Source organism: Pedococcus sp. P1_H8 (assembly GCF_056405175.1).
Genome location: NZ_JBFUCP010000001.1, coordinates 166,928 through 191,640, shown reverse-complemented (window position 1 = coordinate 191,640; position 24,713 = coordinate 166,928). Strand labels below are relative to the sequence as shown.

Annotated in this window: 22 protein-coding genes and 1 riboswitch; of the genes, 14 read left to right on the top strand and 8 right to left on the bottom strand. The window is 70.5% G+C overall.

Annotated elements, in window-relative coordinates; genetic code table 11:
- Positions 1–39: 39 nt before the first annotated feature.
- The 3 genes from AC1DYG_RS00910 to AC1DYG_RS00900 all read right to left on the bottom strand — a co-directional run bounded on the left by AC1DYG_RS00910 (position 40) and on the right by AC1DYG_RS00900 (position 2,864).
- Positions 40–1,563: an HNH endonuclease signature motif containing protein gene (locus AC1DYG_RS00910; RefSeq protein WP_477638018.1), complete on the bottom strand. Its 1,524-nt coding sequence runs from the start codon at positions 1,561–1,563 to the stop codon at positions 40–42.
- Between the two features lie 138 nt (positions 1,564–1,701).
- A complete protein-coding gene (locus tag AC1DYG_RS00905) occupies positions 1,702–2,064 on the bottom strand; it encodes a hypothetical protein (RefSeq protein WP_477638017.1) in 363 nt (120 codons plus the stop codon).
- A 92-nt stretch (positions 2,065–2,156) separates the two neighbouring features.
- Complete coding sequence (locus AC1DYG_RS00900; protein WP_477638016.1) at positions 2,157–2,864, bottom strand: hypothetical protein; 708 nt, start codon at positions 2,862–2,864, stop codon at positions 2,157–2,159.
- A gap of 196 nt (positions 2,865–3,060) precedes the next feature.
- Positions 3,061–3,189: riboswitch (FMN riboswitch) on the top strand.
- 126 nt (positions 3,190–3,315) lie between these two features.
- On the opposite strand from AC1DYG_RS00900, the gene ribD reads away from it, so the two are divergent.
- Genes ribD through AC1DYG_RS00860 form a run of 8 tightly spaced genes read left to right on the top strand, consistent with a single transcriptional unit; the run spans position 3,316 to position 9,077 of the window.
- Complete coding sequence (gene ribD, locus AC1DYG_RS00895) at positions 3,316–4,341, top strand: bifunctional diaminohydroxyphosphoribosylaminopyrimidine deaminase/5-amino-6-(5-phosphoribosylamino)uracil reductase RibD (protein WP_477638015.1); 1,026 nt, start codon at positions 3,316–3,318, stop codon at positions 4,339–4,341.
- Positions 4,341–5,036 (top strand): riboflavin synthase, encoded by a 696-nt coding sequence (locus tag AC1DYG_RS00890; protein WP_477638014.1) that lies wholly within the window; start codon positions 4,341–4,343, stop codon positions 5,034–5,036. Before ribD ends, AC1DYG_RS00890 begins: the two co-directional genes overlap by 1 nt.
- A complete protein-coding gene (locus tag AC1DYG_RS00885; RefSeq protein ID WP_477638013.1) occupies positions 5,033–5,746 on the top strand; it encodes a nicotinamide mononucleotide transporter family protein in 714 nt (237 codons plus the stop codon). The genes AC1DYG_RS00890 and AC1DYG_RS00885 overlap by 4 nt, the downstream gene beginning before the upstream one ends.
- Complete coding sequence (ribB, locus tag AC1DYG_RS00880; RefSeq protein WP_477638012.1) at positions 5,743–6,969, top strand: 3,4-dihydroxy-2-butanone-4-phosphate synthase; 1,227 nt, start codon at positions 5,743–5,745, stop codon at positions 6,967–6,969. The genes AC1DYG_RS00885 and ribB overlap by 4 nt, the downstream gene beginning before the upstream one ends.
- A complete protein-coding gene (gene ribH, locus AC1DYG_RS00875; RefSeq protein ID WP_477638011.1) occupies positions 6,966–7,451 on the top strand; it encodes a 6,7-dimethyl-8-ribityllumazine synthase in 486 nt (161 codons plus the stop codon). The genes ribB and ribH overlap by 4 nt, the downstream gene beginning before the upstream one ends.
- A complete protein-coding gene (locus tag AC1DYG_RS00870) occupies positions 7,448–7,711 on the top strand; it encodes a phosphoribosyl-ATP diphosphatase (RefSeq protein WP_477638010.1) in 264 nt (87 codons plus the stop codon). Before ribH ends, AC1DYG_RS00870 begins: the two co-directional genes overlap by 4 nt.
- A gap of 14 nt (positions 7,712–7,725) precedes the next feature.
- Positions 7,726–8,571: an ATP phosphoribosyltransferase gene (gene hisG, locus AC1DYG_RS00865; RefSeq protein WP_477638009.1), complete on the top strand. Its 846-nt coding sequence runs from the start codon at positions 7,726–7,728 to the stop codon at positions 8,569–8,571.
- Positions 8,568–9,077: a PH domain-containing protein gene (locus AC1DYG_RS00860; protein ID WP_477638008.1), complete on the top strand. Its 510-nt coding sequence runs from the start codon at positions 8,568–8,570 to the stop codon at positions 9,075–9,077. Before hisG ends, AC1DYG_RS00860 begins: the two co-directional genes overlap by 4 nt.
- A 25-nt stretch (positions 9,078–9,102) precedes the next feature.
- On the opposite strand, the gene AC1DYG_RS00855 is transcribed toward AC1DYG_RS00860, so the two are convergent.
- The 4 genes from AC1DYG_RS00855 to AC1DYG_RS00840 all read right to left on the bottom strand — a co-directional run bounded on the left by AC1DYG_RS00855 (position 9,103) and on the right by AC1DYG_RS00840 (position 12,735).
- Entirely contained in the window at positions 9,103–10,299 is a 1,197-nt protein-coding gene (locus AC1DYG_RS00855) for an MFS transporter (protein ID WP_477638007.1), read from the bottom strand.
- A 23-nt stretch (positions 10,300–10,322) separates the two neighbouring features.
- On the bottom strand, positions 10,323–11,441 hold the full coding sequence (locus AC1DYG_RS00850; RefSeq protein WP_477638006.1) for an FUSC family protein: 1,119 nt from the start codon (positions 11,439–11,441) through the stop codon (positions 10,323–10,325).
- Between the two features lies 1 nt (position 11,442).
- Positions 11,443–12,018, bottom strand: a complete 576-nt coding sequence (locus tag AC1DYG_RS00845) for a DUF5655 domain-containing protein (RefSeq protein ID WP_477638005.1) — start codon at positions 12,016–12,018, stop codon at positions 11,443–11,445.
- 150 nt (positions 12,019–12,168) lie between these two features.
- A complete protein-coding gene (locus AC1DYG_RS00840) occupies positions 12,169–12,735 on the bottom strand; it encodes a nucleoside/nucleotide kinase family protein (protein ID WP_477638004.1) in 567 nt (188 codons plus the stop codon).
- Positions 12,736–12,766: 31 nt separating this feature from the next.
- Between AC1DYG_RS00840 and hisF the strand changes: the two genes are divergently transcribed.
- Complete coding sequence (gene hisF / locus AC1DYG_RS00835) at positions 12,767–13,540, top strand: imidazole glycerol phosphate synthase subunit HisF (RefSeq protein WP_477638003.1); 774 nt, start codon at positions 12,767–12,769, stop codon at positions 13,538–13,540.
- A gap of 24 nt (positions 13,541–13,564) precedes the next feature.
- On the opposite strand, the gene AC1DYG_RS00830 is transcribed toward hisF, so the two are convergent.
- Positions 13,565–14,209 carry a TIGR03085 family metal-binding protein gene (locus AC1DYG_RS00830; RefSeq protein WP_477638002.1) on the bottom strand — a complete coding sequence of 215 codons (645 nt, stop codon included), beginning with the start codon at positions 14,207–14,209 and terminating at the stop codon, positions 13,565–13,567.
- A 69-nt stretch (positions 14,210–14,278) separates the two neighbouring features.
- Between AC1DYG_RS00830 and AC1DYG_RS00825 the strand changes: the two genes are divergently transcribed.
- The 5 genes from AC1DYG_RS00825 (at position 14,279) to AC1DYG_RS00805 (ending at position 24,700) form a co-directional block, all read left to right on the top strand.
- Entirely contained in the window at positions 14,279–16,108 is a 1,830-nt protein-coding gene (locus AC1DYG_RS00825) for an ABC transporter ATP-binding protein (protein WP_477638001.1), read from the top strand.
- Positions 16,109–16,143: 35 nt separating this feature from the next.
- On the top strand, positions 16,144–17,886 hold the full coding sequence (locus AC1DYG_RS00820; RefSeq protein ID WP_477638219.1) for an ABC transporter ATP-binding protein: 1,743 nt from the start codon (positions 16,144–16,146) through the stop codon (positions 17,884–17,886).
- Positions 17,887–17,950: 64 nt separating this feature from the next.
- Entirely contained in the window at positions 17,951–20,020 is a 2,070-nt protein-coding gene (locus AC1DYG_RS00815; RefSeq protein WP_477638000.1) for a spermine/spermidine synthase domain-containing protein, read from the top strand.
- Positions 20,021–20,240: 220 nt separating this feature from the next.
- Positions 20,241–23,381 carry a hypothetical protein gene (locus AC1DYG_RS00810; RefSeq protein ID WP_477637999.1) on the top strand — a complete coding sequence of 1,047 codons (3,141 nt, stop codon included), beginning with the start codon at positions 20,241–20,243 and terminating at the stop codon, positions 23,379–23,381.
- Complete coding sequence (locus tag AC1DYG_RS00805; RefSeq protein WP_477637998.1) at positions 23,378–24,700, top strand: SWIM zinc finger family protein; 1,323 nt, start codon at positions 23,378–23,380, stop codon at positions 24,698–24,700. Before AC1DYG_RS00810 ends, AC1DYG_RS00805 begins: the two co-directional genes overlap by 4 nt.
- Positions 24,701–24,713 lie beyond the last annotated feature (13 nt).

Below are 24,713 nucleotides of genomic sequence, written 5' to 3'. Positions count from 1 at the left end.
GGCGGTGTCGTAGAGCGTCCTCGGGGTGACGCAGAGGCGTCAGCCGGACTCGTCCCAGCGGCGGGTGGCATCGAAGGGGTCACGCTCGATCACTGATGGCCCCGCGCCCGGGCTCGCCGATGCGCCTGCCACCACGCGCAGTCGCGGCGTGAACGTGTCCCTGAGCTCGCGATCGGAGGGAACCTCGATCTCAGCCCAGCGAGCTCGTTCGCCTGAAGGCGGTCGGTAGGTCGTGTGGTCGTCGCCGGTCTCGCGCCAGCCCACGTCCGGTGGCGCGAGCTCGTCCGGTCCCGGTGGTCGCAACCGGTGTCCGTAGCGATTCACGACGACGAGCCCATCGTGACGAGTGGGGTCACCGGTGATGGTGAAGTCGCCACGATCGATGGCGTCGTGGTGGAACGGGCAGAGGCTGATCTGGTTGTCGTCGTCGGTGGCGCCACCGTCGGCCCACTCGTGGAGGTGGTGGATCTCGACGAAGCGAGTTGCTGTGCAACCCGGGAACCGGCAGCCGCGGTCGCGGTCCTCGATCAGCCTGCGCGAGCGCGCCGGGAGGATGCGCATCGTCCGGCCGACGCTGACCGGTCGCCCCTGCGTCTCCCACACCGGCTGGAGCACGCCATCGCTGAGGAACCGCGTGAGGAGCCGGGTGGGGATGGCGCCCCCCTTGGTGATCCAGGCGCCGTCCGTGTCCAGGTGGAGGTAGACGCGGTAGTGGCTGGCGCGGCTCGTGGAGGCAACGCCGGCCAAGGACCGGTGCGCCATCTCCGCGAGGGCATCCGCGTAGGTGGGTCCGGGGGCGCCAGGACCACCAGCGTCCGCCACAGAGCCTGCTGCTGCCGTGTCCGTCGTCGTAGGGCTCGCCCCTGGCTCTGCCGCCGCAGGGTTGGTGGTCGCACACCGGTCACCCTCCCGCTGCTGCAGGAACAAGGCGTCCTTGGCCTCCTTGACTGCCTGTTCGACCAGTGCCCCGATCGTCGCGGGCGCACTGTAGCGGAGCTGGAACCGGCCATCTCGGTCGTAGTGCATCAACAGCTCGGGCCTGGCACACGCACGACGCTCTGAATCGCCTTGCGGGCCGCTCGGGTGGTCGAGCGCGACGGGATGCGACGGCACCTCGGGTGACGCGGACTCCAGCTCGGTCGCAGGGGCGGGGAACGCATGCCGACTCACGGCTCGCCTCAGCTGGGGGACCGTGGCGTGCCGAGCCAGGTGGGTCATCGACGCCTGGTGGCTGGCGGGCACATGGTGGGCCACGACTGCTGCCGCGTCGAGCGACAGCTCACCAGCGCTGACGGCCGCGGCTGCGTCCGGAAGCTCCGCGCGTCGTCGTGCCACCGCCACGACGTCGCGGGCGTGCGCGGGGGACAGCCCTGCTCGGACCGTGAAGTAGTGCTCGGGGGAGCGGAAACCGCCATCACCCCAATGGCCACCCTCGATCAGCTCTGCAGCGATGTCGACGAGCTCGGCGTGCGCCCGGTTGAGCCGCCCGGCGACCATCGCCGTGCGGGTCCAGAGGCCCTGCTGGACCTCGTCCCGCTGCGCTGCGATCGAACTGGCTGACATGGCTCTATCGTACGTATGTTCGAATGGAATTGCAACCCTGTCCACAACCAATCCCGTTGTGGCGCAAGCCATCTCGCGCGCACGATCGCTGTCAGACGTGTGTAGTAGGGGGTCGGGGCACCGCCTGGGCTGTTCATCTCAACAGTGCGTCAGTCCCTCTAGTTGCCAACCACCGTCGGCGTTGACATATCGCAGGAAGGCGACCCGCGAACCATCTGATCGCTCGACGACGATGTCGGCGGACTGGCCGTCACGACGGACAGTGCGCTGGGTCGTGTCGGTGAATCGGTCTCCGCGCCATTGCGACGCAAGCGTCTCGGGCTCGAGCTGAGATCCACCGCCGCCGAAATGGTCGACAACGCCGCCATTGACCTGGTCGCAATCGACGGCGAAATCCGGTCGGGCGGGGGTCGCACGTGGTTCCGGGGCGGAGCACGAACCAAGCGCGCACAGGATGACCCAACCGCCGGTCGCCGCCCATTCCAACGGCATTCGCCTCATGGCTCAGAGGATCCTCGTCGGGTGCCGAGGGCGCCAGACCAGAGTTGGCCAGCACGTGGCTGCCGCTACGCGATGTCCAGGACGAACACGCGTCAACTCGGCGGAGACGTCAACCAGGCAGGTCGCGGGTTGACGGTGTCCCCGAGCCAGCTCAGGTCGTCGCCGTATCCGACCTCGAAGGCCTCCAGCCTGTCGTCGGCCAGGACCGCTGCGCATGTCGCGGCTGAGCCAGCCACCAAGGTGCTGTCCCAGTCGATCTCCGTCGCGATGCACCAGGATCGGTCCTTCGGCCAGATCAGGTTGGCGGACTGCGACCAGACTTCGTCCATGCCGGGCCAGTGCGTCAGAGCGAGCTTCGGGCCCTCGAACAGGAAGTAGTCGCGGCCTCGGCCATGCATGAGCGACGTCACGTCGCGGTTGCGTTCGGTCCAGTAGCCGAACCCGTCCCAGACCGCGTGGAACACCTCCCCCTCTGCGGGGCAGTGCTCCAGGATCGCGCCCAAGGTCTGCGCTGGAACCGACCCTTCCTCGGGATCCACCTCACTGCTGCGGCCATAGCCAGTGATGTGGGCAGCGATGCAGCCCCACTGCACAAGCGGGTGGACGACCCTGCCTGCCTCGGCCGCGACCTGGCGCCACGTCCGCCCCTCGTCCCCGGCGGGATGCAGGACGCGCACCACCCGGTCGAAGCCAGTCGGGACCACCGATCCCACCGGAACCGAGGACGTCCCCCACTCGAGCAGACGGGGTCTGACCCAGTCACCCGCGGCGGGGTGCAGCAGCCGTCGCACAGCGTCCATCCCAGCATCATGCCCTTGGGGGGCGGCGATCCCTCCCGACGTCGTGATTCCCTGTGCGCTCGGGGGTGCGCCATGGAGAGGTACCCACGGCAGCCTTCGATGGGCCGGCCACGATGGTGCCGGAGGCTGGGTTCGTGAGGACCGTCACGCGGACGGGACGGCGCGCACCCGGCCGCCCTGCGGCATACTGGAACCTGACGTGCTCCGGGGTCGGTGTAATTCCGAACCGGCGGTGACAGTCCGCGACCCGACCGCAGCCAGCGGCCGGTTGACTGGGTGGAACTCCCAGACCGACGGTGAAAGTCCGGATGGTAGGCAGCACGCGACAGCGGGACCAGTGGGTTCGCAGTGCGGCAGTTGCCGACCCTGCGTCCCGACTTCTCGCCAGCAGCAGGCCCGCCTGCACGCCCCCCGGAGCTCAACCGACACGGTTTCGAGCAAGGGCAGGACAGTGGCAGAGCACTCCACGACCGACACGGCGATGATGCGCCGTGCTCTGGCGCTGGCCGCCCACGGCCCCCGGGCCAACCCCAACCCACGCGTCGGGTGCGTGCTCGCGGACGCCGCCGGCGAGGTCGTGGCGGCTGGCTGGCACCGCGGTGCGGGGACACCCCACGCCGAGGCCGACGCGCTGAGCGCTGCGGGGGAGCGCGCGGCCGGGTGCACGGCCTACGTCACCCTGGAGCCGTGCAACCACAGCGGGCGCACCCAACCCTGTGCGACGGCCCTGTATGCCGCGGGCGTGGCTCGCGTGGTCTACGCCCAGACCGACCCCAACCCGGCCGCAGCCGGTGGGGCCAGGTGGCTGCGCAGGAGGGGTGTCAAGGTGCAAGGTGGTCTGCTGGCCGACGAGGCACAGGCCCTCAACGCCACGTGGACCCACCTGGTGACCACAGGGCGCCCGTGGGTGACCTGGAAGCTCGCGACCACGCTCGATGGCCGCAGCGCAGCGGCAGACGGCACGAGCCAGTGGATCACCGGGGAGGCCGCCCGGGCCGACGTGCACGAGCAGCGTTCGCGGAGTGGGGCGATCCTCGTGGGCACCGGGACGGCGCTGCTCGACAACCCGCAGCTCACCGCGCGCCGCCCGGACGGTTCGCTGTACCCCGAGCAGCCGATCCGCGTGGTGATGGGTGAGCGAGACCTGCCGGCGAGCTCGCGGGTCCTCGACGACGCGGCCCCCACGTGGCAGCTGCGCACGCGCGATCCCAAGGACGTCCTGGCGGCGCTCGCCGAGGCCGAGGTGCACCACCTCTGGCTCGAGGGTGGCCCCACCGTCGCGGCGGCCTTCATGGCGGCCGACCTGATCGACGAGCTCGTGGCCTATGTCGCGCCCGTCCTGTTGGGGCGCGGACGCCCGTCGGTGAGTGACCTGGGGATCACGTCGATCGACCACGCGCTCCGCCTGAAGCCGACCGACATCACCCTGATCGGCGACGACGTGCGGGTCACGGCATCACTGAAGGGAACTCGCTGATGTTCACGGGAATCGTCGAGGAGCTCGGCCGCGTCGTCGACCTCGAGGCCGGCGCCGACTCGGCCCGACTGACGGTGGCTGGACCTCTGGTCACCTCCGATGCGGTCCACGGCGCCTCGATCGCCGTCAACGGTGTCTGCCTGACCGTGGTGGACCACGACTCCGGGCAGTTCACCGTCGACGTCATGGCCGAGACCCTCGCCCGCAGCAGCCTCGGCGCCCTCGGCGCCGGAGACCCGGTCAACCTCGAGCGCGCCATGGCGGCCTCGAGCAGGTTCGGCGGCCACATCGTGCAGGGCCACGTCGACGGCACCACCCGGATCCTCGCGCGGACCCCGGGGGACCGCTGGGAGGTCGTGCAGTTCGGCCTGCCGAACGAACTGGCCCGCTACGTCGTCGAGAAGGGGTCGATCACGGTTGACGGCGTCAGCCTCACGGTGTCCTCCGTCGACGACGTGACGTTCAGCGTCTCACTGATCCCGACCACGCTCGCCCTGACCACCTTGGGACACAAGGGGGTCGGTGACGTGGTCAACCTCGAGGTCGACGTCCTGGCGAAGTACGTCGAGCGCCTGATGGCGGCCCCGACGCCGCCCGGACACGCCGACTCCCCACCCCAGGGACCAGCCGACTCCCAACCCCACACACCACCTGCAGGTTCCAGTACCACCGATCACAGGGAGATTCCCGCATGAACTGGCTTGAGCAGCTCTTCTCGGCCGAGCTGACCATCGGCAGCAGCCACATCCTGTGGCGCGAGATCGTCGGCAACGCGTTCGGCTTCGCCTCGGCGATCGGGGGAATGCGGCGCCGCGTCTGGGCGTGGCCGGTGGGCATCATCGGCAACGCCCTGCTCTTCACCGTCTTCTTCGGCGTCGCGTTCAGCAACCCGCAGCAGGAAACCCTCTACGGCCAGGCCGGTCGGCAGATCTTCTTCATCATCACCAGCGTCTACGGCTGGTGGCGGTGGAACCAGATCCGGTCGACTCGTGCAGCGGGCTCCCACGCCCCGGCCATCACGCCACGGTGGGCGACGGTCACCGAACGCCTGCAGTACATCGCGTTCTGGGTGGCGGGGGTCGTCGTGCTCCAGTGGGTGTTCGCCTCGATCGGGAGCGGCCCGTTCTGGCAGGCGCCGCGGTGGTACTTCTGGTGCGACGCCTGGATCTTCGTCGGCTCGATGGTGGCCACGTACGCCATGGCGCGGGGCTGGAACGACTTCTGGCTCGCGTGGATCGCCGTCGACCTGGTCGGCGTCCCGCTCCTGTGGCACTCGAAGTTCTACCCGTCCGCGATCCTGTACGTCGTCTACGGAGGCCTCGTCGTCTACGGCTTCTTCGTCTGGCTCAAGGCCTCGCGTGAGGAGCGCGACCCCGCACCCGAGCTGGCGGAGGTGTCGGCATGATCGGTCTGGCCACCATGGAGAAGGCCCTCACGGCGCTGCGCGAAGGGCGTCCGGTGCTGGTCACCGACAGCGAGGACCGCGAGAACGAGGGCGATGTCATCCTCGCCGCCCAGACCCTGACGGACGATTGGCTGGCCTGGACGATCCGACACACGAGCGGCTACCTCTGCGCGCCGATCACCAGCGAGACCGCGGACCGGCTCGGGCTGCCGCTGATGGTCGCCGACAACCGTGACCCGCTGCGGACCGCCTACACCGTGAGCATCGACGCCGCAGCAGGCGTGACCACCGGCATCAGCGCGGCCGATCGCGCCCAGACCATCCGGCTCTTGGCGGACCCGTCATCCACGGCAGACTCGTTCGTGCGGCCCGGCCACGTGATCCCGCTGCGTGCCAAGCCCGGTGGCGTGCTCGAGCGCCCCGGTCACACCGAGGCCGCCGTGGACCTGTGCCGCCTCGCAGGCCTTGCGCCCGTCGGCGCGATCGGCGAGCTCGTCAACGACGACGGCACGATGATGCGCCTGCCCGAGGTGCTTGCGACCGGAGCGGTCAACGACGTCCCTGTCATCACGATCGAGCAGCTCATCGCCTGGCGGCAGCTGCACGACCGCGTCGAGACCCTCGCCGAGACGACGCTGCCCACCCGGCACGGCGAGTTCTCGGCGATCGGGTTCCGCGACAAGCTGACCGGTGACGAGCACGTCGCGCTGATCAGCCCGCGAGGGGCCAAGGGGCCGAACCCGTTGGTGCGTCTGCACTCCGAGTGCCTCACCGGCGATGCGTTCGGCTCCCTGAGATGCGACTGCGGCCCCCAGCTCGAGCGATCCATGGAGCGGATCGCCGCCGAGGGGGGCGTGCTCGTCTACCTGCGCGGACACGAGGGGCGCGGGGTCGGGCTCGTCTCGAAGCTGCAGGCCTACGCCCTGCAGGACGCCGGGCTCGACACCGTCGACGCCCAGCTCGAGCTGGACCTGCCCATCGACGGCCGCGAGTATGCCGCCGGGGCCGCCATCCTGAGCGCGCTCGACGTGGGTGCGGTCCGGTTGCTGACCAACAACCCCGCCAAGGTCGAGGCGTTGCAGGGTTACGGGATCGAGGTCGCGGCGGTCGAGCGGCTCTCGATCGCGCCCAACCCGGCCAACCGTGCCTACCTGCGGACCAAGCGTGACCGGATGGGCCACGACCTCGTCGTCGACGCGAGCGACCAGGGAGCCAGCGCGTGAGTGGTCACGGCGCTCCCGCCCTCACCGCCGATGGGTCCGGCCTGCGCGTTGCCATCGTGGCGGCCTCGTGGCACACCGAGGTCATGGACGGACTCGTCGCGGGAGCCCAGCGCGCCCTCGCCGAGGCGGGCGTCGAGGACGCGCTCCTGGTCCGGGTGCCGGGCACGGTCGAGCTGACCGTTGCCTGCGCGCGTCTCGCGCCGGCATACGACGCCCTCGTCGCGTTGGGTGTCGTGATCCGCGGTGGCACACCGCACTTCGACTACGTCTGTTCCGGTGTCACCAACGGTCTTGGCCAGGTGGGCGTCGCCACGGGATGCCCCATCGGCTTCGGTGTGCTCACGTGCGACGACGACGCGCAGGCACTGGACCGTGCCGGCCTGCCCGGATCCAGCGAGGACAAGGGCCACGAGGCGGCGATGGCCGCGGTGGCGACCGCAGTCACCCTCGGCGCCCTTGCTCCCCGTACCCTTGGCCTGTGAAGACTTTCGACGCTCTCTATGCCGAGCTGGCCGAGAAGGCGGTGAGCCGACCCGAGGGGTCGGGCACCGTGCGCGCGCTGGACTCCGGCGTGCACGAGATCGGCAAGAAGATCGTGGAGGAAGCCGCCGAGGTCTGGATGGCTGCCGAGCACGAGGGCAAGGACCGCACAGCCGAGGAGATCAGCCAGCTGCTCTACCACCTCCAGGTGCTCATGGTCGCTTCTGACATCACCCTCGACGACGTCTACGCACACCTCTAAAGGACTTCACGGACATGCTGCGAATTGCTGTGCCCAACAAGGGTTCCCTGTCCGAGCCCGCGGTCGAGATGCTGCGCGAGGCGGGGTACCGCACGCGTCGTGACACCAAGGAGCTCGTCCTCACCGACACGGACAACGAGGTGGAGTTCTTCTACCTGCGTCCCCGTGACATCGCCGTCTACGTCGGGTCCGGCACCGTGGACTGCGGCGTCACCGGCCGCGACCTGTTGCTCGACGCGGGCAGTGGGGCGATCGAGGTCATGACGCTCGGCTTCGGGGGTTCGACCTTCCGGTATGCCGCGAAGCCCGGCACCTGCGCGAGCGTCGCCGAGATCTCCGGTCATCGGGTGGCGACGAGCTATCCGGGGCTCGTCGGGAAGCACCTCGCCGACCAGGGCGTCACCGCCGAGGTGGTGCGTCTGGACGGAGCCGTCGAGACGGCCATCACGCTGGGCGTCGCCGATGTCATCGCCGACGTCGTCGAGACCGGCACGACCCTGCGGCAGCAGGGCCTGGAGGTCTTCGGTGAGGAGATCCTGCGCAGCGAAGCCGTCCTGATCCGCCGCGAGGGTTCGCACGAGACGGCCGCGGTGGACGTGCTGCGGCGCCGCCTCACCGGGGTGGTGACCGCGCGCCACTACGTGATGCTCGACTACGACGTGCCGGTCGGGCTCGTCGAGGCCGCCTGTGCGATCACGCCCGGGCTGGAGTCGCCCACGGTCTCGGCCCTGCAGAACAAGGACTGGGCCGCGGTGCGGGCGATGGTGCCTCGGGTGCGGACCAACGCCATCATGGACGAGCTCTACGACCTCGGTGCGCGGGCGATCCTGGTGACCGACATCGCTGCCTGCCGGTTGTGACCACCGTGACCCCGTCGGGTCGGGCCGCGAGTGCGGACGAGCAGGCCGCCTTCGCGGTCTTCCGGGCGCGACGGGGACGCTCGGTGGCCTATGCGTTCGCCGCTGCCACCGTCGTGGTCTTCGGCGTGATCGCGGTGCTGCTGCCCGGGCCGGCGCAAGGGGGGACGTGGCGCACCGGTGACAGGTTCTTCTTCGCCGCCGTGGGGGTGGCGATCGCGCTGCTGCTGTGGCGCTTCGCGTCGATCAGGGCGGTGCCGACTCGGGAGTCACTGACGGTGCGAAACCTGTTCACCACTCGCACCGTGGCCTGGCAGGAGGTCGTCGACGTGCGGTTCTCCGGCGGGGACCCGTGGGTGACCATCGCCCTGTCCGACACCGACACCCTGGCCGTCATGGCGATCCAGAAGGCCGACTCGGACTTCGGGCGCGCGGAGGCAGGGCGGCTGGCCGCCCTCGTCCAGGCCCTCGGACCATCGGCCACCAGCCCCGACGTGACCCTGGACTGACTGGTCTGACTCTGGACTGACCCGGTCAGTCCACCTTGCGCAGCCCCGGTCGGAGCAGCGCGGCGAACGCAACCTGACCGAGCATGAGGATCGTCAGCGCACCCCAGACGGCGGTGAAGGATCCCGACACGTCGCGCACGGCTCCCATGGTCGCCGGCCCGAACGACGCGATGGTGTAGCTGACGAAGAACGCCATTCCTGCCAACCGCCCACTGGCCGCGGGTGTGCCCGCGTAGTCGACCATCAGCACCAGCCCGAGCGCGAAGGACGCACCCTGCCCGAAGCCCAGCACCGTGGCCCAGACCCAGGGGGCCGCCGTCGGGGCGATCCACAGGCCGGACTGTCCCAGCAGCCCGAGCACCGCCGCCGACAGGAGCAGCACCCGGCGGTCGGTGATCTTGTCGGTCAGCGCCGGCGCCGCGAGCCCGGAGACGAGCTGGGCGGCCGTGAAGACCGACAGCAGGTAGCCCGCGTGGGTCGGGTCCCAGCCGCGCGCCGTGTAGGAGGGCGCGAGCCAGGCCAGCGTGGAGTAGAACTCGACGGACTGCACCGCCAGGTAGCCCGCCACGAGCCAGGCGGTGACGTCTCGCCAGGGCAGCCGCGCGGGGGCCACGACCGACGGGTTCGCCGCTCGGTGCCGGGCATGCCCCGTCAGGACCGGCACCCAGGCCAGCACCCCGACGAGGGCGAGCACCGACCACGAGCCGAGTGCGGCCTGCCACGATCCCAGCCAGCCCTCCAGTGGCACCGACAGCGCGGAGGACGCCCCGGCGCCACCCATCATCGCCAGCATGTAGAGACCGGTGACCAGCCCGGCGCGCTCCGGGGGGAACAGCTCCTTGACCAGACCCGGGAGGAGGGTGCCGCCGATGGCGATGCCGACCCCCGCGAGGAAGGTCCCGGCATACAGGGGCCAGGTGGTGTCTCCGGCGAACCGCAACCCGAGCCCCACAGCCACGCAGGCGATGGACAGCTCGATGGACGCCGCGGCGCCCAGGCGCGCGGCGATGCGCTGCGCGAACGGTGCGAACAGTCCCATGCACAGCACGGGAAGGGTGGTGAGGGCCCCGAGGGCGGCATTGGACAGGCCGAGGTCGCGCGCGATCGACTCGGTGAGCGGCGGCACGCTGGCCATGGCGGTCCGCAGGTTGGCAGCCACTGCGACCAGCGCCAGGGCCATCAGCCAGACAGGGGGCAGGTGGGGGCTGCGACGGGAAGACATCGCGGCCAGTCTCGCAGCCCCGGTCAGTCGTCCCCCGGCCCGGTCGACATCGACTCGGGCACCAGCTCGCGAGCCTCCGTGAGCGGCATACCGGTGAGCATCAGCAGGTCGACCACCATCGATCGGATCTGGGCGCGCATCACCTCACCGGACAGTCCCGCCGACACGTCGATGACGGCGCTGGCCTCACCGATCCGTTGCAGCCCGATACGCGCGTTGGTGGGCAGCCGCCGTTCGCCCAGCTCGCGCGCGATGTCCTCGCTCGTCTCGGCGAGGGCGTCCAACAGCCGCAGGTATGCCGTGGGGACTTCTTCCTCGCGCCAGGTCGCGATCGCGGCGCGGCGGACCAGTACTCGCAGGTTGCGGATGGCGCGGTCGAGGGGCTCGAGGAGGTCGGCGATGGCCTGCACGCCGGGGAGGTGACGACGCCGGAACGGCGACAGTCGCACGACCGCCACACCTTCGGCGGACAGCGCCCTGGCCTCGTCGAGCATCGACTCGGAGTCGCGGGCGCGAGAGAGCGTGGCGGAGGCGAGGTCGGAGTCGTGGTCCCTCAGCGAACGGGCTGTGTCGGCGAGGATCTCGCCGATCTCGTGGACGACGAGGGCGGCCTGCTGCCGCGGTTTGCGCAGCGGGGCCGCCGGGGCGACCAAGGTGAAGAGCAGGGCAACGACCCCGCCCACGACGGCGTCGAGCCACCGGGTGAACGCCTGCCCGGACCCCGCCACCAGGGTGGTGACGATGACCGACTGCACCCCCGCCTGGGTGATGAGCAACATCCCGGCGCCGAGCAGGGCGGCGACGCTCATCGCGAGCACGACGACCACCACGATCTGCCAGAACCCCGACCCGAAGAAGTGCACGAAGACGTCGCCCACGAAGACGCCGACGGCCACGCCGATCATCACCTCGGTGACCCGGCGCAGCCGCTGGCCGAACGACATACCCAGGGAGATCATCGCCGTCACCGGGGCGAAGAACGGCCGGTTGTGGTGCAGGACAGAACTGGCCACCCACCAGGCCGTGGCCGCTCCGAGGCCGCACTGGACGATGAAGAACATCCGGCTGAGCAGGCGGTCGGTGCGGGCGCGCGCCTCCCTGCGGGAGCGGGCGGCCGCGCGGGCGAGGTCGGCGCTCGGCACGTCAGCCGTTCTGGCGGTAGGCCGCCTCGAGCAGGGGCTCCAGCGAGCGGAGGTCGTCCTCGTCGGCGTCGGCGGCCAGGTGGAGCCAGTGGGTGGCCTGGGCGAAGCCCTTGGCGGGGGACAGGCGTTCGTCCTCGGGTGCGCTGTCGCGGAAGCGGAAGCCCACGCGCACGGTCCCACGCGGACCGGGTGCCACCGCGACGAACTGGGTCTTGCGGACGACCGGGATGTAGGTGCCCCGCCCCTCACGCCGGGCGTCCTCGCCGAGGGCCTCGGCCAAGGTCATGATGGCGTCGTGGATCGGTCGCAGGTGCGCCTTCGACCCGCTGTAGAGCGCGTCCGTGTAGCCCTCGACGTCGGGACGCTGCCAGCCCGCGCCCGTGGCAGCGGCGTCGGCGATGGCCCACTGCGAGTTCTGCGGGACGCCGTGGACGTCCCTGAGCCAGGCCCGGACGGCCAGCTGGTCCAGGGGGTCGGGGCCCGACTCGCGCACCAGCGCCACCCATTCGTCCAGCGAACGACCAGTGCGTTCGCCCAGGGACGTGGTGACGGCCGCCATCATGTCTGCCGGTTCCATGTCCCGATTATGTATGCCGCGTGGTCACCCTGCGCCGCCCCAACCCCGACCGCACCTTTATCGGGTTTAGCAGGAAGGTTGCGCTTCACCCGACTTCCCAACTCGGGTGAAGCGCAACCTTGTCCCTAAACCCGATAAAGGGGAATGCGGCTAGTGGCGCGCGGCCGTCGTGTCGAGGAACAGGTCGGCTCGCTCCCACGTGCGGTCGGCCTCGTAGAGGCGGCGTTCCTGGACCGCCCAGCCGTCCCAGAACCGGGCGAAACCGGCGTCGCGGGCGATGCCACGCGCTTTGCGAACGGCCTCCTCCGCCTCGACCCAGACCAGCACCGATGCCGCTTTCCCGGCCGGCAGGGCGCCCGCCCCGCAGCCCTCGAGGACCACCACCTCCGACGACGGCAGCTGCACCCACTCGGCATAGCTGTCGGTGGTCCAGTCCCACCGACGGTAGCGGGCCGGGAGTCCCTCTGTGAGCGGCCGGACGATCCACTCCTGGGCGCGCTGCGTGCCCGCGCGCAGCCCGTCCCAGCCGGGATAGAGGTCGTCCATGTGCACGGTGGGCGCTGCGAGGGCAGCCGCCACGGCGTTCGCCAAGGTCGTCTTGCCGGCTCCGCTGGGTCCGTCGATGCAGATGAGGTGCGTTGTGCCGCAGAGTGCTTGGCTGGCATCGACCAGCGTGACGATGACCGCGACTGCTTCCGTTATCTGGTCGCTGGGCATGTGTTCCAGAGTAGATGGCTACGCTCGCAGAGTGAGTGTTGCGACCCGTGTCATCCCGTGCCTCGACGTGGACGCCGGCAGGGTGGTCAAGGGGGTCAACTTTGCCAACCTGCGCGATGCGGGCGACCCCGTGGAGCTGGCCAAGGCCTATGGCGAGCAGGGCGCCGACGAGCTCACCTTCCTCGACGTGACCGCCAGCAGCGGCAACCGCGAGACGACCTACGACATCGTGCGCCGCACCGCCGAGCAGGTCTTCATCCCGCTGACGGTCGGCGGGGGAGTACGCACCGTCGATGACGTGGATCGGCTACTGCGTGCCGGGGCCGACAAGGTCGGGGTCAACACCGCAGCGATCGCCCGCCCCGAGCTCATCTCCGAGGTGGCGGAGCGGTTCGGCTCGCAGGTGCTGGTGCTGTCCGCCGACGTCCGGCGTCGCCGCGACGACTCCGGTTCGCCCACTACGGACTTCGAGGTCACCACCCATGGGGGTCGCCAGAGTGCGGGGCTGGACGCGATCGAGTGGTGCGCCCGCGCGGCTGCGCTCGGCGCCGGTGAGATCCTGCTGAACTCGATGGACGCCGACGGCACCAAGGACGGCTTCGACCTCGAGCTGATCGAGCAGGTCCGGCGAGCCGTGCGAATCCCCTTGATCGCCAGTGGGGGAGCCGGACGGGTCGACCACTTCGCCCCCGCGGTCCGTGCTGGGGCCGACGCGGTGCTGGCCGCCAGCGTCTTCCACTTCGGTGAGCTCACCATCGGTGAGGTCAAGGACGCCCTGCGGGAGGGCGGCATACCGGTGCGTTGAGCGGGGTCTCCCCCGGGCGGTGGGTCAGGTCAGCCCGAGAGGGGCCGCCCACAGGGACTCGATCGCGGCGTCGCTGCCGGTCACCTCGAGCGCGGCCACGCGGCGGCGGCCGTAGGCCGCCAGGAGCAGCTCGGACGGGTGACCTTCGATCACGACCGTGCCGAGGTCCGTCGTGTCCTTGGCATGGAGGGTCTTGCCGTCAGGGGTGCTGAGGACGACCCCGACCGGACTGCGCCGGAAGAACAGCTTGCCCATGCGGGACAAGGTCTTCCAGAGGGCGCGGCTCTCACGCTCGGTCAGCTCCCGGCGAGGTCCCACCTGCTCGTCACCGCGCAGGACGTCCTCGTGGTGGATGAAGAACTCCACGAGGTTGACAGCGTTGTCCACTCGGCTGTTCTGGGTCGGGGACCAGGCCGGAGGCCCCGAACGCACGAGGTCGACCAGCTCGTCCCACGGCTTGGCGGCGTACTCGGCCATGCCGTCCTCGAGCCGTGAGGCAAGGGCGGGGACCCAGATGCCCGGCGCCAGGTCCGGTCGGCGCTCGCGCACCACCAGGTGGGCCGCGAGGTCCGCCGTCGTCCAGGGGGAGCAGAGGGTCGGCGCGTCCGGCCCCGTCGTCACGAAGGTGTCACACAGGGCGTCGCGCTCGAGGCGGGCGAGGTGGGTCATGGCTGTCATCATGCCTGCCCCGTGAGAGGGTTGGACCTCCCACCCTTGTGCCTGATCCGGAGGTTTGTCGTGTCCGTCGACGCTGCGCCGTCGCTGCGCCGCAGCCTCGCCATCGTGGGTGTCGGGATCCGGCGTGAGCCGCGGTGGTTCGCGCTGGCGGTCGCCGGGAGCACCCTCTACGGCGTGATGACCGTGCTGACGGCCTGGGCGATCGGCAAGGTGACGCGCGAGCAGGTCCAGCCGGCCGTCGCCGCGGGGCACGCCACCGCGGCGCAGCTGTGGACCATCCTCGGGTGGATCGCCGGAGTGGTGGTCATCAACGTCGTCGGAGTCGTGATCCGACGGATCGCCGCCGGCTACACGATGTACAACGTCGCTGCCGGGTTCCGCCGCGAGGTGACGCGACAGTACCTCCGGCTCCCGCTCGCCTGGCACCACCGGCACCCCTCGGGGCAGCTGCTGTCCAACGCCAACGCCGACGTCGAGGCGACGTGGAACGTCTTCGCTCCGCTGCCGATGGCGATCGGCGTGATCGTCATGCTGGTGGCCGGCATCGTGCAGATGGTGCTCGTCGACCCCGTGATGGCCATCATCGGCCTGACCGTCTTCCCCCTGCTGTTCCTCGCGAACATGGTGTTCCAGCGGGCCATGTCACCGAGGGTCTCCCGGGCACAACAGCTCCGCGCCGAGGTCAGCGAAGTCGCCCACGAGAGCTTCGAGGCCGCGCTGATCGTCAAGTCGATGGGGCGAGAGCAGCAGGAGTCCGACCGGTTCGAGGAGGTCACCCGACGGCTGCAGCGGGCCAACGTCGGGGTCGGCCGCACGCGGGGGACCTTCGACCCCGTCATCGAGTCCATCCCGACGCTGGGCACGCTCGCCGTCCTCGCTGTCGGCGCGCATCAGGTCGCCTCCGGTGCGCTCGAACCCGCAGCCGTCGTCCAGGTGGCCTACCTCATCTCGGTGCTGGCCTTTCCCGTCCGCGCCCTCGGGTGGGTGCTCGGAGAGCTCCCGCGCACGGTGGTCGGCTGGGACCGGGTCGACGCTGTCCTCAAGGCCCGCGGCGAGCTGGCCTTCGGTGAGACGGAGCTCCCGCGGCGCGGGTCCTCGCACGCCCAGCTGACCCGGGTCGACTACTCCTACGACATCGTCGACGAGGCCGGTGAGGAGGGCACCTTCCAGGCCATCCACGGCGTCTCGCTCGAGGTCCCGGCGGGGTCGACGGTCGCGCTCGTCGGGCCGACCGGTTCGGGCAAGACGACGCTGACCAACCTCACGCTCCGCCTGGTCGACCCGCACCGCGGGCACGTGACCATCGACGGGTTCGACCTGCGTGAGATCGCCCGCGGCGGAGTCTCGGCGGCGGCGGCGCTGGTGCCCCAGCAGACGTTCATGTTCGACGACACGGTGAGCGGCAACGTCGCCCTGGGCGGCGACTACACGGACGACCAGGTGTGGGACGCGCTCGAGGTCGCGCAGGCGACCGGGTTCGTCAAGGAGCTGCCCCTCGGTATCGAGACCCGGGTGGGCGAACGCGGCACCTCCCTGTCAGGCGGTCAGCGTCAGCGGATCGCGTTGGCCAGGGCCGTGATCCGCCGGCCCCAGCTGCTCGTCCTCGACGACGCCACCAGCGCCGTCGACCCCGCAGTCGAGCAGGCGATCCTGGCTGGCCTGCGACGGTCCAGCTCCGGCACCTCGGTCCTCGTCGTCGCCTACCGGATGTCGACGATCACGCTCGCCGACCAGATCGTCTACGTCGAAGGTGGCCGGGTGGTCGACCACGGCACGCATCGCGAGCTCGAGGAGCGGTGCGTGGGCTACCAGCGGCTCGTCACGGCCTATGCCCGCGAGGCGGCGGAGCGCGCTGCCCTTGCCGCCGACGAGGAAGGGGCCTCGGCGTGAGCACCTCCATCGACACGACCTCGTCGCTGGGGACGATGGCGACTCTGCGTCGCGGGCTCGACCTGTCACCCGAGCTCCGGCGCGGGCTGGGGGTCACCCTCGGGCTCGCCGCGATCACGACCGTCGGGCGGATCGTCGTGCCGTTCGTGGTCCAGCAGACGACCGACCACGGCCTGCTCGGCAAGGACGGTCCCGACCCGGGGCTGGTGACCCGCTACGTGCTGTTCGCCCTGATCGCCGTCGCGGCCACCGCCCTGAGCGCGTATGCCGTGAACGTGCGCCTCTTCAGGGCCTCGGAGGCCGGGCTTGCGTCGTTGCGGCTCAAGGCATTCCGGCACATCCACGACCTGTCGATGCTCACCCAGAACACCGAGCGCCGGGGTTCGATGGTCAGCCGCGTCACCTCCGACGTCGACACCATCAGCCAGTTCGTCCAGTTCGGCGGCATCATCCTGGTGCTCAGCCTGGGACAGATCGCCGTCGCGACGGGGCTGATGTTCTACTACAGCCCGCTGCTGACCGGTGTCGTGTGGCTGTGCTTCGTGCCGCTGCTGTTCGTCATCCGGCGGTTCCAGGCGATCGTCGGTCGGGCCTACACGGTCGTGCGCGAGCGCGTTGGCGACCTGCTCGCGGCGGTCTCGGAGTCCGTCGTCGGGGCGGCCACCATCCGGGCCTACGGCGTCGAGGAGCGCACGGCGCACCGCATCGACGGCGCCATCGAGGCGCACCGGAGCGCGTCGATCCGGGCCCAGGTGCGCTCGGTCGTGGCCTTCTCCTCGGGGCAGCTCGTCGCGGGGCTGACCCTGGCCGTCGTGCTCGTCGTCGGCACCATCCAGGCCGCCGCCGGCCACCTCACGCTCGGGCAGCTGCTCGCGTTCCTCTTCCTCGTCAACCTGTTCACCCAGCCGGTGCAGCAGGCCACGGAGATCCTCAACGAGCTCCAGAACGCCGTGGCCGGGTGGCGTCGCGTGATCGGCGTGATCGACACCCCCGCCGACGTCGCCGACCCCGGTGACGACGGGCAGGTGTTGCCCCGCGGACCGATCGCGGTCGACTTCGACGCCGTGTCCTTCGCCTATCCCGGCGCTGACACCGTGCTGCACGACGTCAACCTCGCCATCGGGCCGCGTAGCCGGGTCGCCATCGTGGGTGAGACCGGCTCGGGGAAGTCGACCCTCGCCAAGCTGCTCACCCGCCTGATGGACCCCACCGAAGGCACCGTTCGCATCGACGGCGTCGACCTTCGCGACGTGCGCTTCTCGTCGCTGCGCGAGCGCGTCGTCCTGGTGCCCCAGGAGGGATTCCTCTTCGACGCGACGCTGCGCGAGAACGTCCGGTTCGGGCGACCCGACGCGACCGACGAGGACGTGAAGCTGGCCCTCACCGAGCTCGGCCTCGACGCCTGGCTGGCCGGCCTGCCGCAGGGCCTGGCCACTGAGGTGGGACAGCGCGGGGAGTCGCTCTCCGCGGGCGAGCGGCAGCTGGTGGCCCTGGCCCGCGCCTACCTCGCCGACCCGGACCTGCTCGTCCTCGACGAGGCCACGTCCGCCGTCGACCCCTCCACGGAGGTGCGCCTCCAGCGGGCGCTCGAGGGCCTCACCCGCGGCCGCACCTCGATCGCCATCGCCCACCGGCTCTCCACGGCCGAGGCTGCCGACGAGGTCATCGTCGTCGACCGTGGGCGCATCGTGGAGCGTGGGCCCCACCGTGACCTCGTCCAGCAAGACGGCGTGTATGCCGCGCTGCACGCCTCGTGGGCGGCCCAGCAACGCGGCTGACCCGGCCACCCACTGTTGCTACGGTTTCCCTCGGTCAGTGCCGGCCGGCATACGAGGGGACGCCATGCAGCAGGAGCACGAGCGGGAGCAGGAGCAGGAGCTGGGACCCACCGGTGAGGCGACTGCCGTGAAGGCCGCGCCGCACATCCGGACCCCCGGCGATCGCAGCAGGCTGGTTCTCGCCAGCGCACTCATGCTGTTCGTGGAGCTGGCCCTGATCCGGTGGACGTCGTCCAACAACTTGTACCTCGTCCACATGACCAACTTCGTCCTGTTGGCGAGCTTCCTCGGCATCGGTCTGGGCTTCCTGCGCGCCACGGCCCGTCGCGACCTGTTCCCGCTCGCGTCGATCCTCCTCGCAACCTTGGTCGCCTTCGTCCTGGCGTTTCCGGTCCGCACCGGGACCGGGCGGGGCGGTCGGTGGGAGCTCGTCGGGTCGTTCGACTGGGCGCCGCTGCCGCGCTGGCTCAGCCTGACCGTCATCTTCGTCCTCACCGTGGGGACCCTCATGGCGCTGGCCCAGGAGGTCGCGCGGACGTTCGCGAGGTTCGAGCCGCTGGAGGCCTACCGGCTCGATGTCATGGGGAGCCTGACCGGCATCGCCTGCTTCGCGGCCCTGTCGTTCCTGCGGTTGCCGCCCCTCGGGTGGGGGCTGGTTGGTACGGCGGTCTTCGTCGTGCTCCTCGGACGTCGCCAGCAGCTGCTGCGGCGCGGGCCTGCGATCGCGCTGGCCGCAGTCGTCCTCATGTTGGGTGCCGAGTCGGTGGTCGGGACCTTCCAGTGGTCGCCCTACTACAAGATCCACACCACCGAGCTCGCCGGAGGGCTGTTCCGGGTCGAGGTCAACAACACGCCACTCCAGACCGCGCTCCCGGTGTCCGACATCCGCCGCGACTCGCCGTTCTACCTCTACCCGTACACGTATGCCGGCTCGCGCGATGACGTCCTCGTCATCGGTGCAGGCACCGGCAACGACGTGGCGGTGGCCCTCGCGGAGGGAGCCAAGCGGGTCGACGCGGTCGAGATCGACCCTGCGATCATGCAGCTCGGTCGCGACCACCACCCCGACCGGCCCTACTCCGACCCGCGGGTCACGACCCACGTCGACGACGGGCGGGCTTTCATGGAGCGCACCGACCGCCGCTACGACCTGATCCTGCTCGCGTTGCCCGACTCGGCAACCATCGTCACCGGCCAGTCCGCGCTGCGGCTTGAGAACTACCTCTTCACCACGCAGGCCCTCGCCCGGGCGCGCTCGCTCCTCAAGCCCGACGGCACGTTCGCCATGTACAACTACTACGAGCCGTGGCTGTTGGACCGCTATGCCAACACCGTGCGCACCGTGTACGACGCGGCACCCTGCGTCCAGCTCGGCCCGAGCTACGGACCACGGCAGCAGGCGGTGCTCACCCTGCGCAAGGACGCCGGCACCGGTGGGTGCACGACGACGTGGACACCGCGGGCCGCCGCCCTCGAGCCCTCCGTCGACGACCGCCCGTTCCCCTATCTCGGGTCCCGCACGATCCCGTCCTTCTACCTCTGGATGCTCGGCCTCGTCCTGGTGGCCTCCGTGATCGCGGTTCGCACGGTCGCTGGGCCTTTGCGCACGATGCGGCCCTATGCGGACCTGTTCTTCATGGGCGCCGCGTTCCTGCTGCTGGAGACCAAGAACGTCGTCCAGTTCGCGCTGCTCTTCGGCACTACGTGGGCGGTGAACGCGGCGGTCTTCGCCGGCGTGCTGCTCAGCGTCCTGGCGGCGATCGAGGTTGCCCGCCGCGTCACCATCGGTCGCCCCATCCTCCTGTATGCCGCGTTGCTCGCCGCTCTGGCGGCCGCCTGGCTGATCCCGCAGGACGCGTTGCTCGACCTGTCTCTGGTGCCTCGGTTCCTGGCCGGCGTGACCATCGCCTTCCTGCCGATCTTCATCGCCAACCTGCTGTTCGCGGTGCGCTTCAAGGGGGCTGGCTCCAGCACCGTCGCCTTCGGCGCCAACCTCCTCGGCGCCATGGTGGGTGGCGCACTGGAGTACCTGGCCCTCATCTTCGGCTTCAACGCCCTGCTCGTCGCGGTGGCTGCCCTCTACGGGGCGGCGCTCCTCACCGGACACCGGCACCTGGTCACCCGCCGCGCCTGACCCGTCTCGCCACCGTCGGGGCGGAGATGGCGCGTCGCGCCGCCGTCGCCCGCTTGGGGGCGGGATCCTCAGGAAGCGAAACGCGCCTGTGCAGAAGCGAAGGCTGGTTTCGCTTCCTCCGAGGAACTGCATGGGGGAGCGGTGAGGGCGTTGGGGGTGCAATTGTCCTGTTCTGCCGATTCTGCAGACGTCGTCTGCGTGCTCGCCTACCCTGAGCCGCGTGTCAGCCGTGGAGGGGGTCTCAGCCGTGGAGAAGGTCTCAGCCGTCGACAAGGTCAAGGAACGCGCCCTCGCCCTGGATGCGCCGGGGCTCGAGGCGGCGCTGCGGGGCATGGGGGACGGCGAACGGGCAGAGGTGCGGGACTGGGTGCTCAAGGACAAGGAGTTCTTCGCCTCGGTGCGCGAGCAGGAACCCCAGATCGTGAGCTCGAGGGACCGTGCCGCGTGGGCGTTGATCGGGTCCGGCGTGTGGATGCGCATCATGTGCCTGGTCGCGGTGTGCAGTCCGGCCGAGGCGGCCCGCGCGATCAGGTGGGGTGACGTGTGGGCCCACATGCAGCCGTACGCGCGAGAGCATGCAGCCGTGCTGTTGGCTGACCAGACGCACGAGTGGGCGCAGACCTTCCTGACGACGACGGCTGGTGTGCGCCTCTCCACCCGGGACGCCGACGTGGGTGGCTGGTCTCTGGCGTGGTTCGTCTTCCGTGGGCTCGAAGACCACGACCTGCCCTGTCCGGACGGGCGCGCCTTCCTCCAGCACTGCGGTCAGTACTCCCACCGCGACCCCGGGGATGCCGACCGGTTCCTCGCCAACCGCCTGAACCCCGACCTGGTCTACCTGAAGATCGCGGCTGGTTTCGCAGCCCACTACAGCGGCTTGCACGAGGCTGTGACCGAGCTGGTCGGCGCCCGCCTCCTCGACCGCAAGCGGCTGATCGAGGTCTGCCTGCAGACGCTCATCACCCGGACCTCCGTCTCGTCGCAGCGTGCGGTGGCGAAGATCCTGACGGCACTCGACCTGCGCCCCGCGGAGATCCCGGGGGGTCTGGGCTACCTCACCGGTGTGGTCGCCACCAGCGACGGCTCTGTCGGCGCAGCCCTCCTCCCGCTGGCCCTCGAGACGGCCGTCGCGCGCGCCGGCGGAGCGCCCGATGCCGGGCTGAGGGACGGACTCGAAGAGCTCGCCAGGGTCGTGGGTGGCCGCAAGGAACGCAAGCAGAAGGATCTCCTCCTGACCTGGCTGCGAGCGCCCGCCACTCGTGCCGAAATCGGCGAAGGCCTCGTTCTCGCCTCCCTCGAAATACTCGCTGCCGGGCAGGAGGACGCCGCCCTGCTGAGTGTCATCGAGACAGCGAGAGCAGCACTCGGCGCCCCCGACGACCCCGCCGGGGACAGTCGCCAGGTCCTGGGTTTGTGGCACCTGGACCTCGACCCCGGACCCTTGCGCCAGGCGCCCGAGTGGATGCGCCCACACCGCGGGTTCGGGCTGAGGACGTTCCTCAACAGACACAGGGAGGAGTACAAGCCGGCGACCGAGTACTACGTCGACGGATTCGTGCACGCGCTCGCCGATGACACCTTCGTCGACCTCTTCGTGGCACTGTGCAAGCAGCACCGCGTGGACGGCAGCCTCGCCGTGACCAGATGCGCACGACTGCTCGAGGCGGGGTTCCTCGCTGGGGGCCTGCGGATCCTGTGGCCGGCTGCCCTGGGCATCGCCGACGACGTCGCCTCGGCCGGTCGGACCCCGGGCGGACTTCCAGACCTGCTGCGGTTGCTCACCCGGTACGCACCAGAGGTCCCCGACGGCTGGGCCCTGCCGCCACACCTCACCAGGCTCGCGGCCGCGTCCGGAAGCTCCAGGTCCCAGTTCGAGGCGAGAGTGCTCGGTGCCATCCTGACCCGCGGCGAGGCGAACAGCTGTTCCCCGGATCCGACAGCGGCGCCCCCGGTCGAGACCCGCGGTCTGTGGAAACTGCGTCCACCGGGTCCCGTTCTCGGTCGATTGCTCGACCCGCGCTATCCCATGATGTACACGATGCCCGATGCCCACCTGCCCTACGTGTTGGGGGTCGGGAACGGCTTGGCCGCGCGTCGCCACGGGCCCCCCGACGGGCACCGACTGGACATCGATCTGGTGTGGGAGCTGGCCAGGCGGGTCCAGACGGGTGACCTCGACACGGTCCGAGCACTCTGCGCCCGCTCCCCACGGCTGCCCGGCTCCGACGAGGGACCGACGTGTGAGGCACTGGAGCTCTGGCAGAGCGGGCGGCTCACGCGCACGACCTTGGACGATGTGCTCGTCGGCGACCGCGGCAGGGGGCCTGCACTCGACCGGGTCGTGTTCGCCTGGACCTGTGAGCAGCTCGTGCGTCTGCCCACTCACCCCGGCCTGCTGAGTCACCCGTCCCTGTCCGACGGGACGCTGCTCGTGCCCGATCTGGTCCACCGCCTTCGCTCCTTCGCCGGAGTCGCGACCGTCGGTCCCCTCGACCTCCTCCTGACGCTGACCCGGGTGAGTGTTGCGCCGGGAGAGATCGGCGCGGCGCTGGAGCTCCTCGGGGCCGTGCCAAGTGTGTGGACCGACCCCGAGGTCACTCGCACGAGCACCGGAGCGGAGTCCTTCGACATCCTGCCCGTCATCCGTGCCTGCATCGCCGGCGGCGGGATGACCGTAACAAGCCTGGCTGTGGACCTGGACCTCTTCACCGGCATCGCGGCGGCGGACCTGCGGGGTCCGGCCAGCCACGAGGACGTGGCCTACCGCGTGTGGCCACGCCAGTTGCACCCGCCCGAGTCCCGCGTCGGAGCCTTCAGCGGTGACACCCGGATCGAGCTGGACCAAGGTCGGCTGCCTGCAGAGGCATGGGCTCGGCTCCTGGCCGGCGTCCTCCACCACGGGTCGGCGACGCGAGAGGCGTCCCTGGAGCACCTCCGCGAGCTCGCGCGCTTCGATTCCGTGCTTGACCGAAGTGTCACCGTCCCCACGGCCTTGACCCTGCTCGCCGGGGGTGACCTTGCCCTCGGACGGTTCACCGACGCGCTGCAGTGGCTCTTCGAGCGCGGGGGTCTTCGTCAGCTCTGGGCGCTGGGCCTTGCCGTCGCCGCAGCCGCGAGCGAACAGACGCCCAAGCCGGTCGGACTCGCGGCGCTGCTGACAGGACTGACCTCCTACGCACCCGAGGTGCCTTGCCTTGAGCGCAGCGCGCCGCCCGAGATCGTCGCGCTCGCCTCGGCCGCGACCGCCAGCAAGAGCCGGGCCGCTGCACAAGCTCTCGTCGCGGCTCTCGGTCAGGGGGAGCGGTCCAACGCCGACCCGGACGGGCTGGCGCGGGACCGCCACCAGAGCGGGTCCGCATGACCGGATTCGCGAGCCAGTCCACCCTGACCGCGGTCGACGCAGGCGCTCGACTCGACCTGGCCACCGCGCTGGGCGTCACACCGAGCGGTGTCGTCGACCACCCAGTGTTCTTCTCCGGGCTCCTCGCCCGCCCCGACGTCACCGCGGCCGGCGTCCTGAGCGTCGCCGACGTGGCGATGTCCAGGTACGCCGACGCCGGACTCGGAAAGCGCCTGGCCAACCTCGACCCGATCGTCACGGCGAGCGGGGACCGGCTGAGGTTCGAGTCCTTCTCCGTGTGCAACGGTGTGTACGCGCGCTTCGACCTGCTTGCGAGCGGTGTCGACAGCGGCGAGATCGCTTTCGGCACGACGAACGTCGACGTCAACCAGCCCCTTCGCACTGCCTTGGCCCGAGTCGACCGTAACGAGCTGCTGCATCTCGCGGTCGGCCGCGACTCGCTCACCGCGTCCACGCTGGAAGACACCCACGTCGAGCGCCGCGTCAACCTGCCGGACCGGTGGGTGCGTGGCTGCGCCGAACTGCCGACGATTGCAGCCGCCATGGAGCACAAGGCGACGCTCCGCGGGGCCCAGGTCACCCGGTTCCTCGGCGAGCTGCCGTCGGGCTCGCCACCCGGCCCCTCGCTGTTCGTCGTCACCATCGGTGGGACCGCGCGCACAACCCCTCACCGGATCCCCGGCTCGGTCGCCCTCACCGGGACAGCCAGGCTGAGGGCAGCCGCGCGCATCTCGCGCTATGCCACTGAAATGCACGTCTTCTCGGGTCCGAACGACACCAGTGGCTGGGTGCTCGAAGTGCCGGGCGGACGTCTCACGCTGATGATCAGCCCTGGTCCCTACCGCGGATTCTCCGGGGAAGGAGGACTGCTCTCCCTCTTGGCCGGACCCACCGCAGCCCGAGACGGCGCGGCGCTGCTGGAGCACCTCGCCTGGACCCCCTCGATCCAGGATGAGCTCCTGGCCGCAGGATCTGGTCTCGCGCCGGCGCGGGTTCGCGCCGGACTCGCGTGGCTGGCCGCCTCTGGCCGCGTCGGGTTCGACCTTGCCCAGCAGACCAGGTTCCACCGCGACCTGCCCGTGGACGGCGAGAAGGTCGTGCGCCGCAACCCCCGCCTCGGTGGAGCCCGACGCCTGGTCGAAAGAGGGGCAGTGGTCACGGACGGCCCCGGATGGCTCGTCCGCGGAGACCACGACACGTACCGAGTCCGGCAGGGGCACTGCACGTGCCCGTGGGTCGCCGAGCACGGCGACGGTCGCGGCCCTTGCAAGCACCTCTTGGCTGTTGCGCTGCTGCGTGAGCGAGTGCTCGACGCGTAGGGCCTTGTGGCGG

Excerpts from the sequence above, each read along its gene's own strand:
- AC1DYG_RS00890 (WP_477638014.1), top strand. The coding sequence starts at position 4,341 with ATGTTCACGGGAATCGTCGAGGAGCTCGGCCGCGTCGTCGACCTCGAG.
- AC1DYG_RS00830 (WP_477638002.1), bottom strand. The coding sequence starts at position 14,209 with ATGACCCACCTCGCCCGCCTCGAGCGCGACGCCCTGTGTGACACCTTC.
- AC1DYG_RS00820 (WP_477638219.1), top strand. The coding sequence starts at position 16,144 with ATGGCGACTCTGCGTCGCGGGCTCGACCTGTCACCCGAGCTCCGGCGC.
- AC1DYG_RS00905 (WP_477638017.1), bottom strand. The coding sequence starts at position 2,064 with ATGAGGCGAATGCCGTTGGAATGGGCGGCGACCGGCGGTTGGGTCATC.
- AC1DYG_RS00805 (WP_477637998.1), top strand. The coding sequence starts at position 23,378 with ATGACCGGATTCGCGAGCCAGTCCACCCTGACCGCGGTCGACGCAGGC.
- AC1DYG_RS00900 (WP_477638016.1), bottom strand. The coding sequence starts at position 2,864 with ATGGACGCTGTGCGACGGCTGCTGCACCCCGCCGCGGGTGACTGGGTC.
- hisG (WP_477638009.1), top strand. The coding sequence starts at position 7,726 with ATGCTGCGAATTGCTGTGCCCAACAAGGGTTCCCTGTCCGAGCCCGCG.
- AC1DYG_RS00910 (WP_477638018.1), bottom strand. The coding sequence starts at position 1,563 with ATGTCAGCCAGTTCGATCGCAGCGCAGCGGGACGAGGTCCAGCAGGGC.
- AC1DYG_RS00815 (WP_477638000.1), top strand. The coding sequence starts at position 17,951 with ATGCAGCAGGAGCACGAGCGGGAGCAGGAGCAGGAGCTGGGACCCACC.
- AC1DYG_RS00840 (WP_477638004.1), bottom strand. The coding sequence starts at position 12,735 with ATGCCCAGCGACCAGATAACGGAAGCAGTCGCGGTCATCGTCACGCTG.
- AC1DYG_RS00855 (WP_477638007.1), bottom strand. The coding sequence starts at position 10,299 with ATGTCTTCCCGTCGCAGCCCCCACCTGCCCCCTGTCTGGCTGATGGCC.
- ribB (WP_477638012.1), top strand. The coding sequence starts at position 5,743 with ATGATCGGTCTGGCCACCATGGAGAAGGCCCTCACGGCGCTGCGCGAA.
- AC1DYG_RS00845 (WP_477638005.1), bottom strand. The coding sequence starts at position 12,018 with ATGGAACCGGCAGACATGATGGCGGCCGTCACCACGTCCCTGGGCGAA.
- AC1DYG_RS00885 (WP_477638013.1), top strand. The coding sequence starts at position 5,033 with ATGAACTGGCTTGAGCAGCTCTTCTCGGCCGAGCTGACCATCGGCAGC.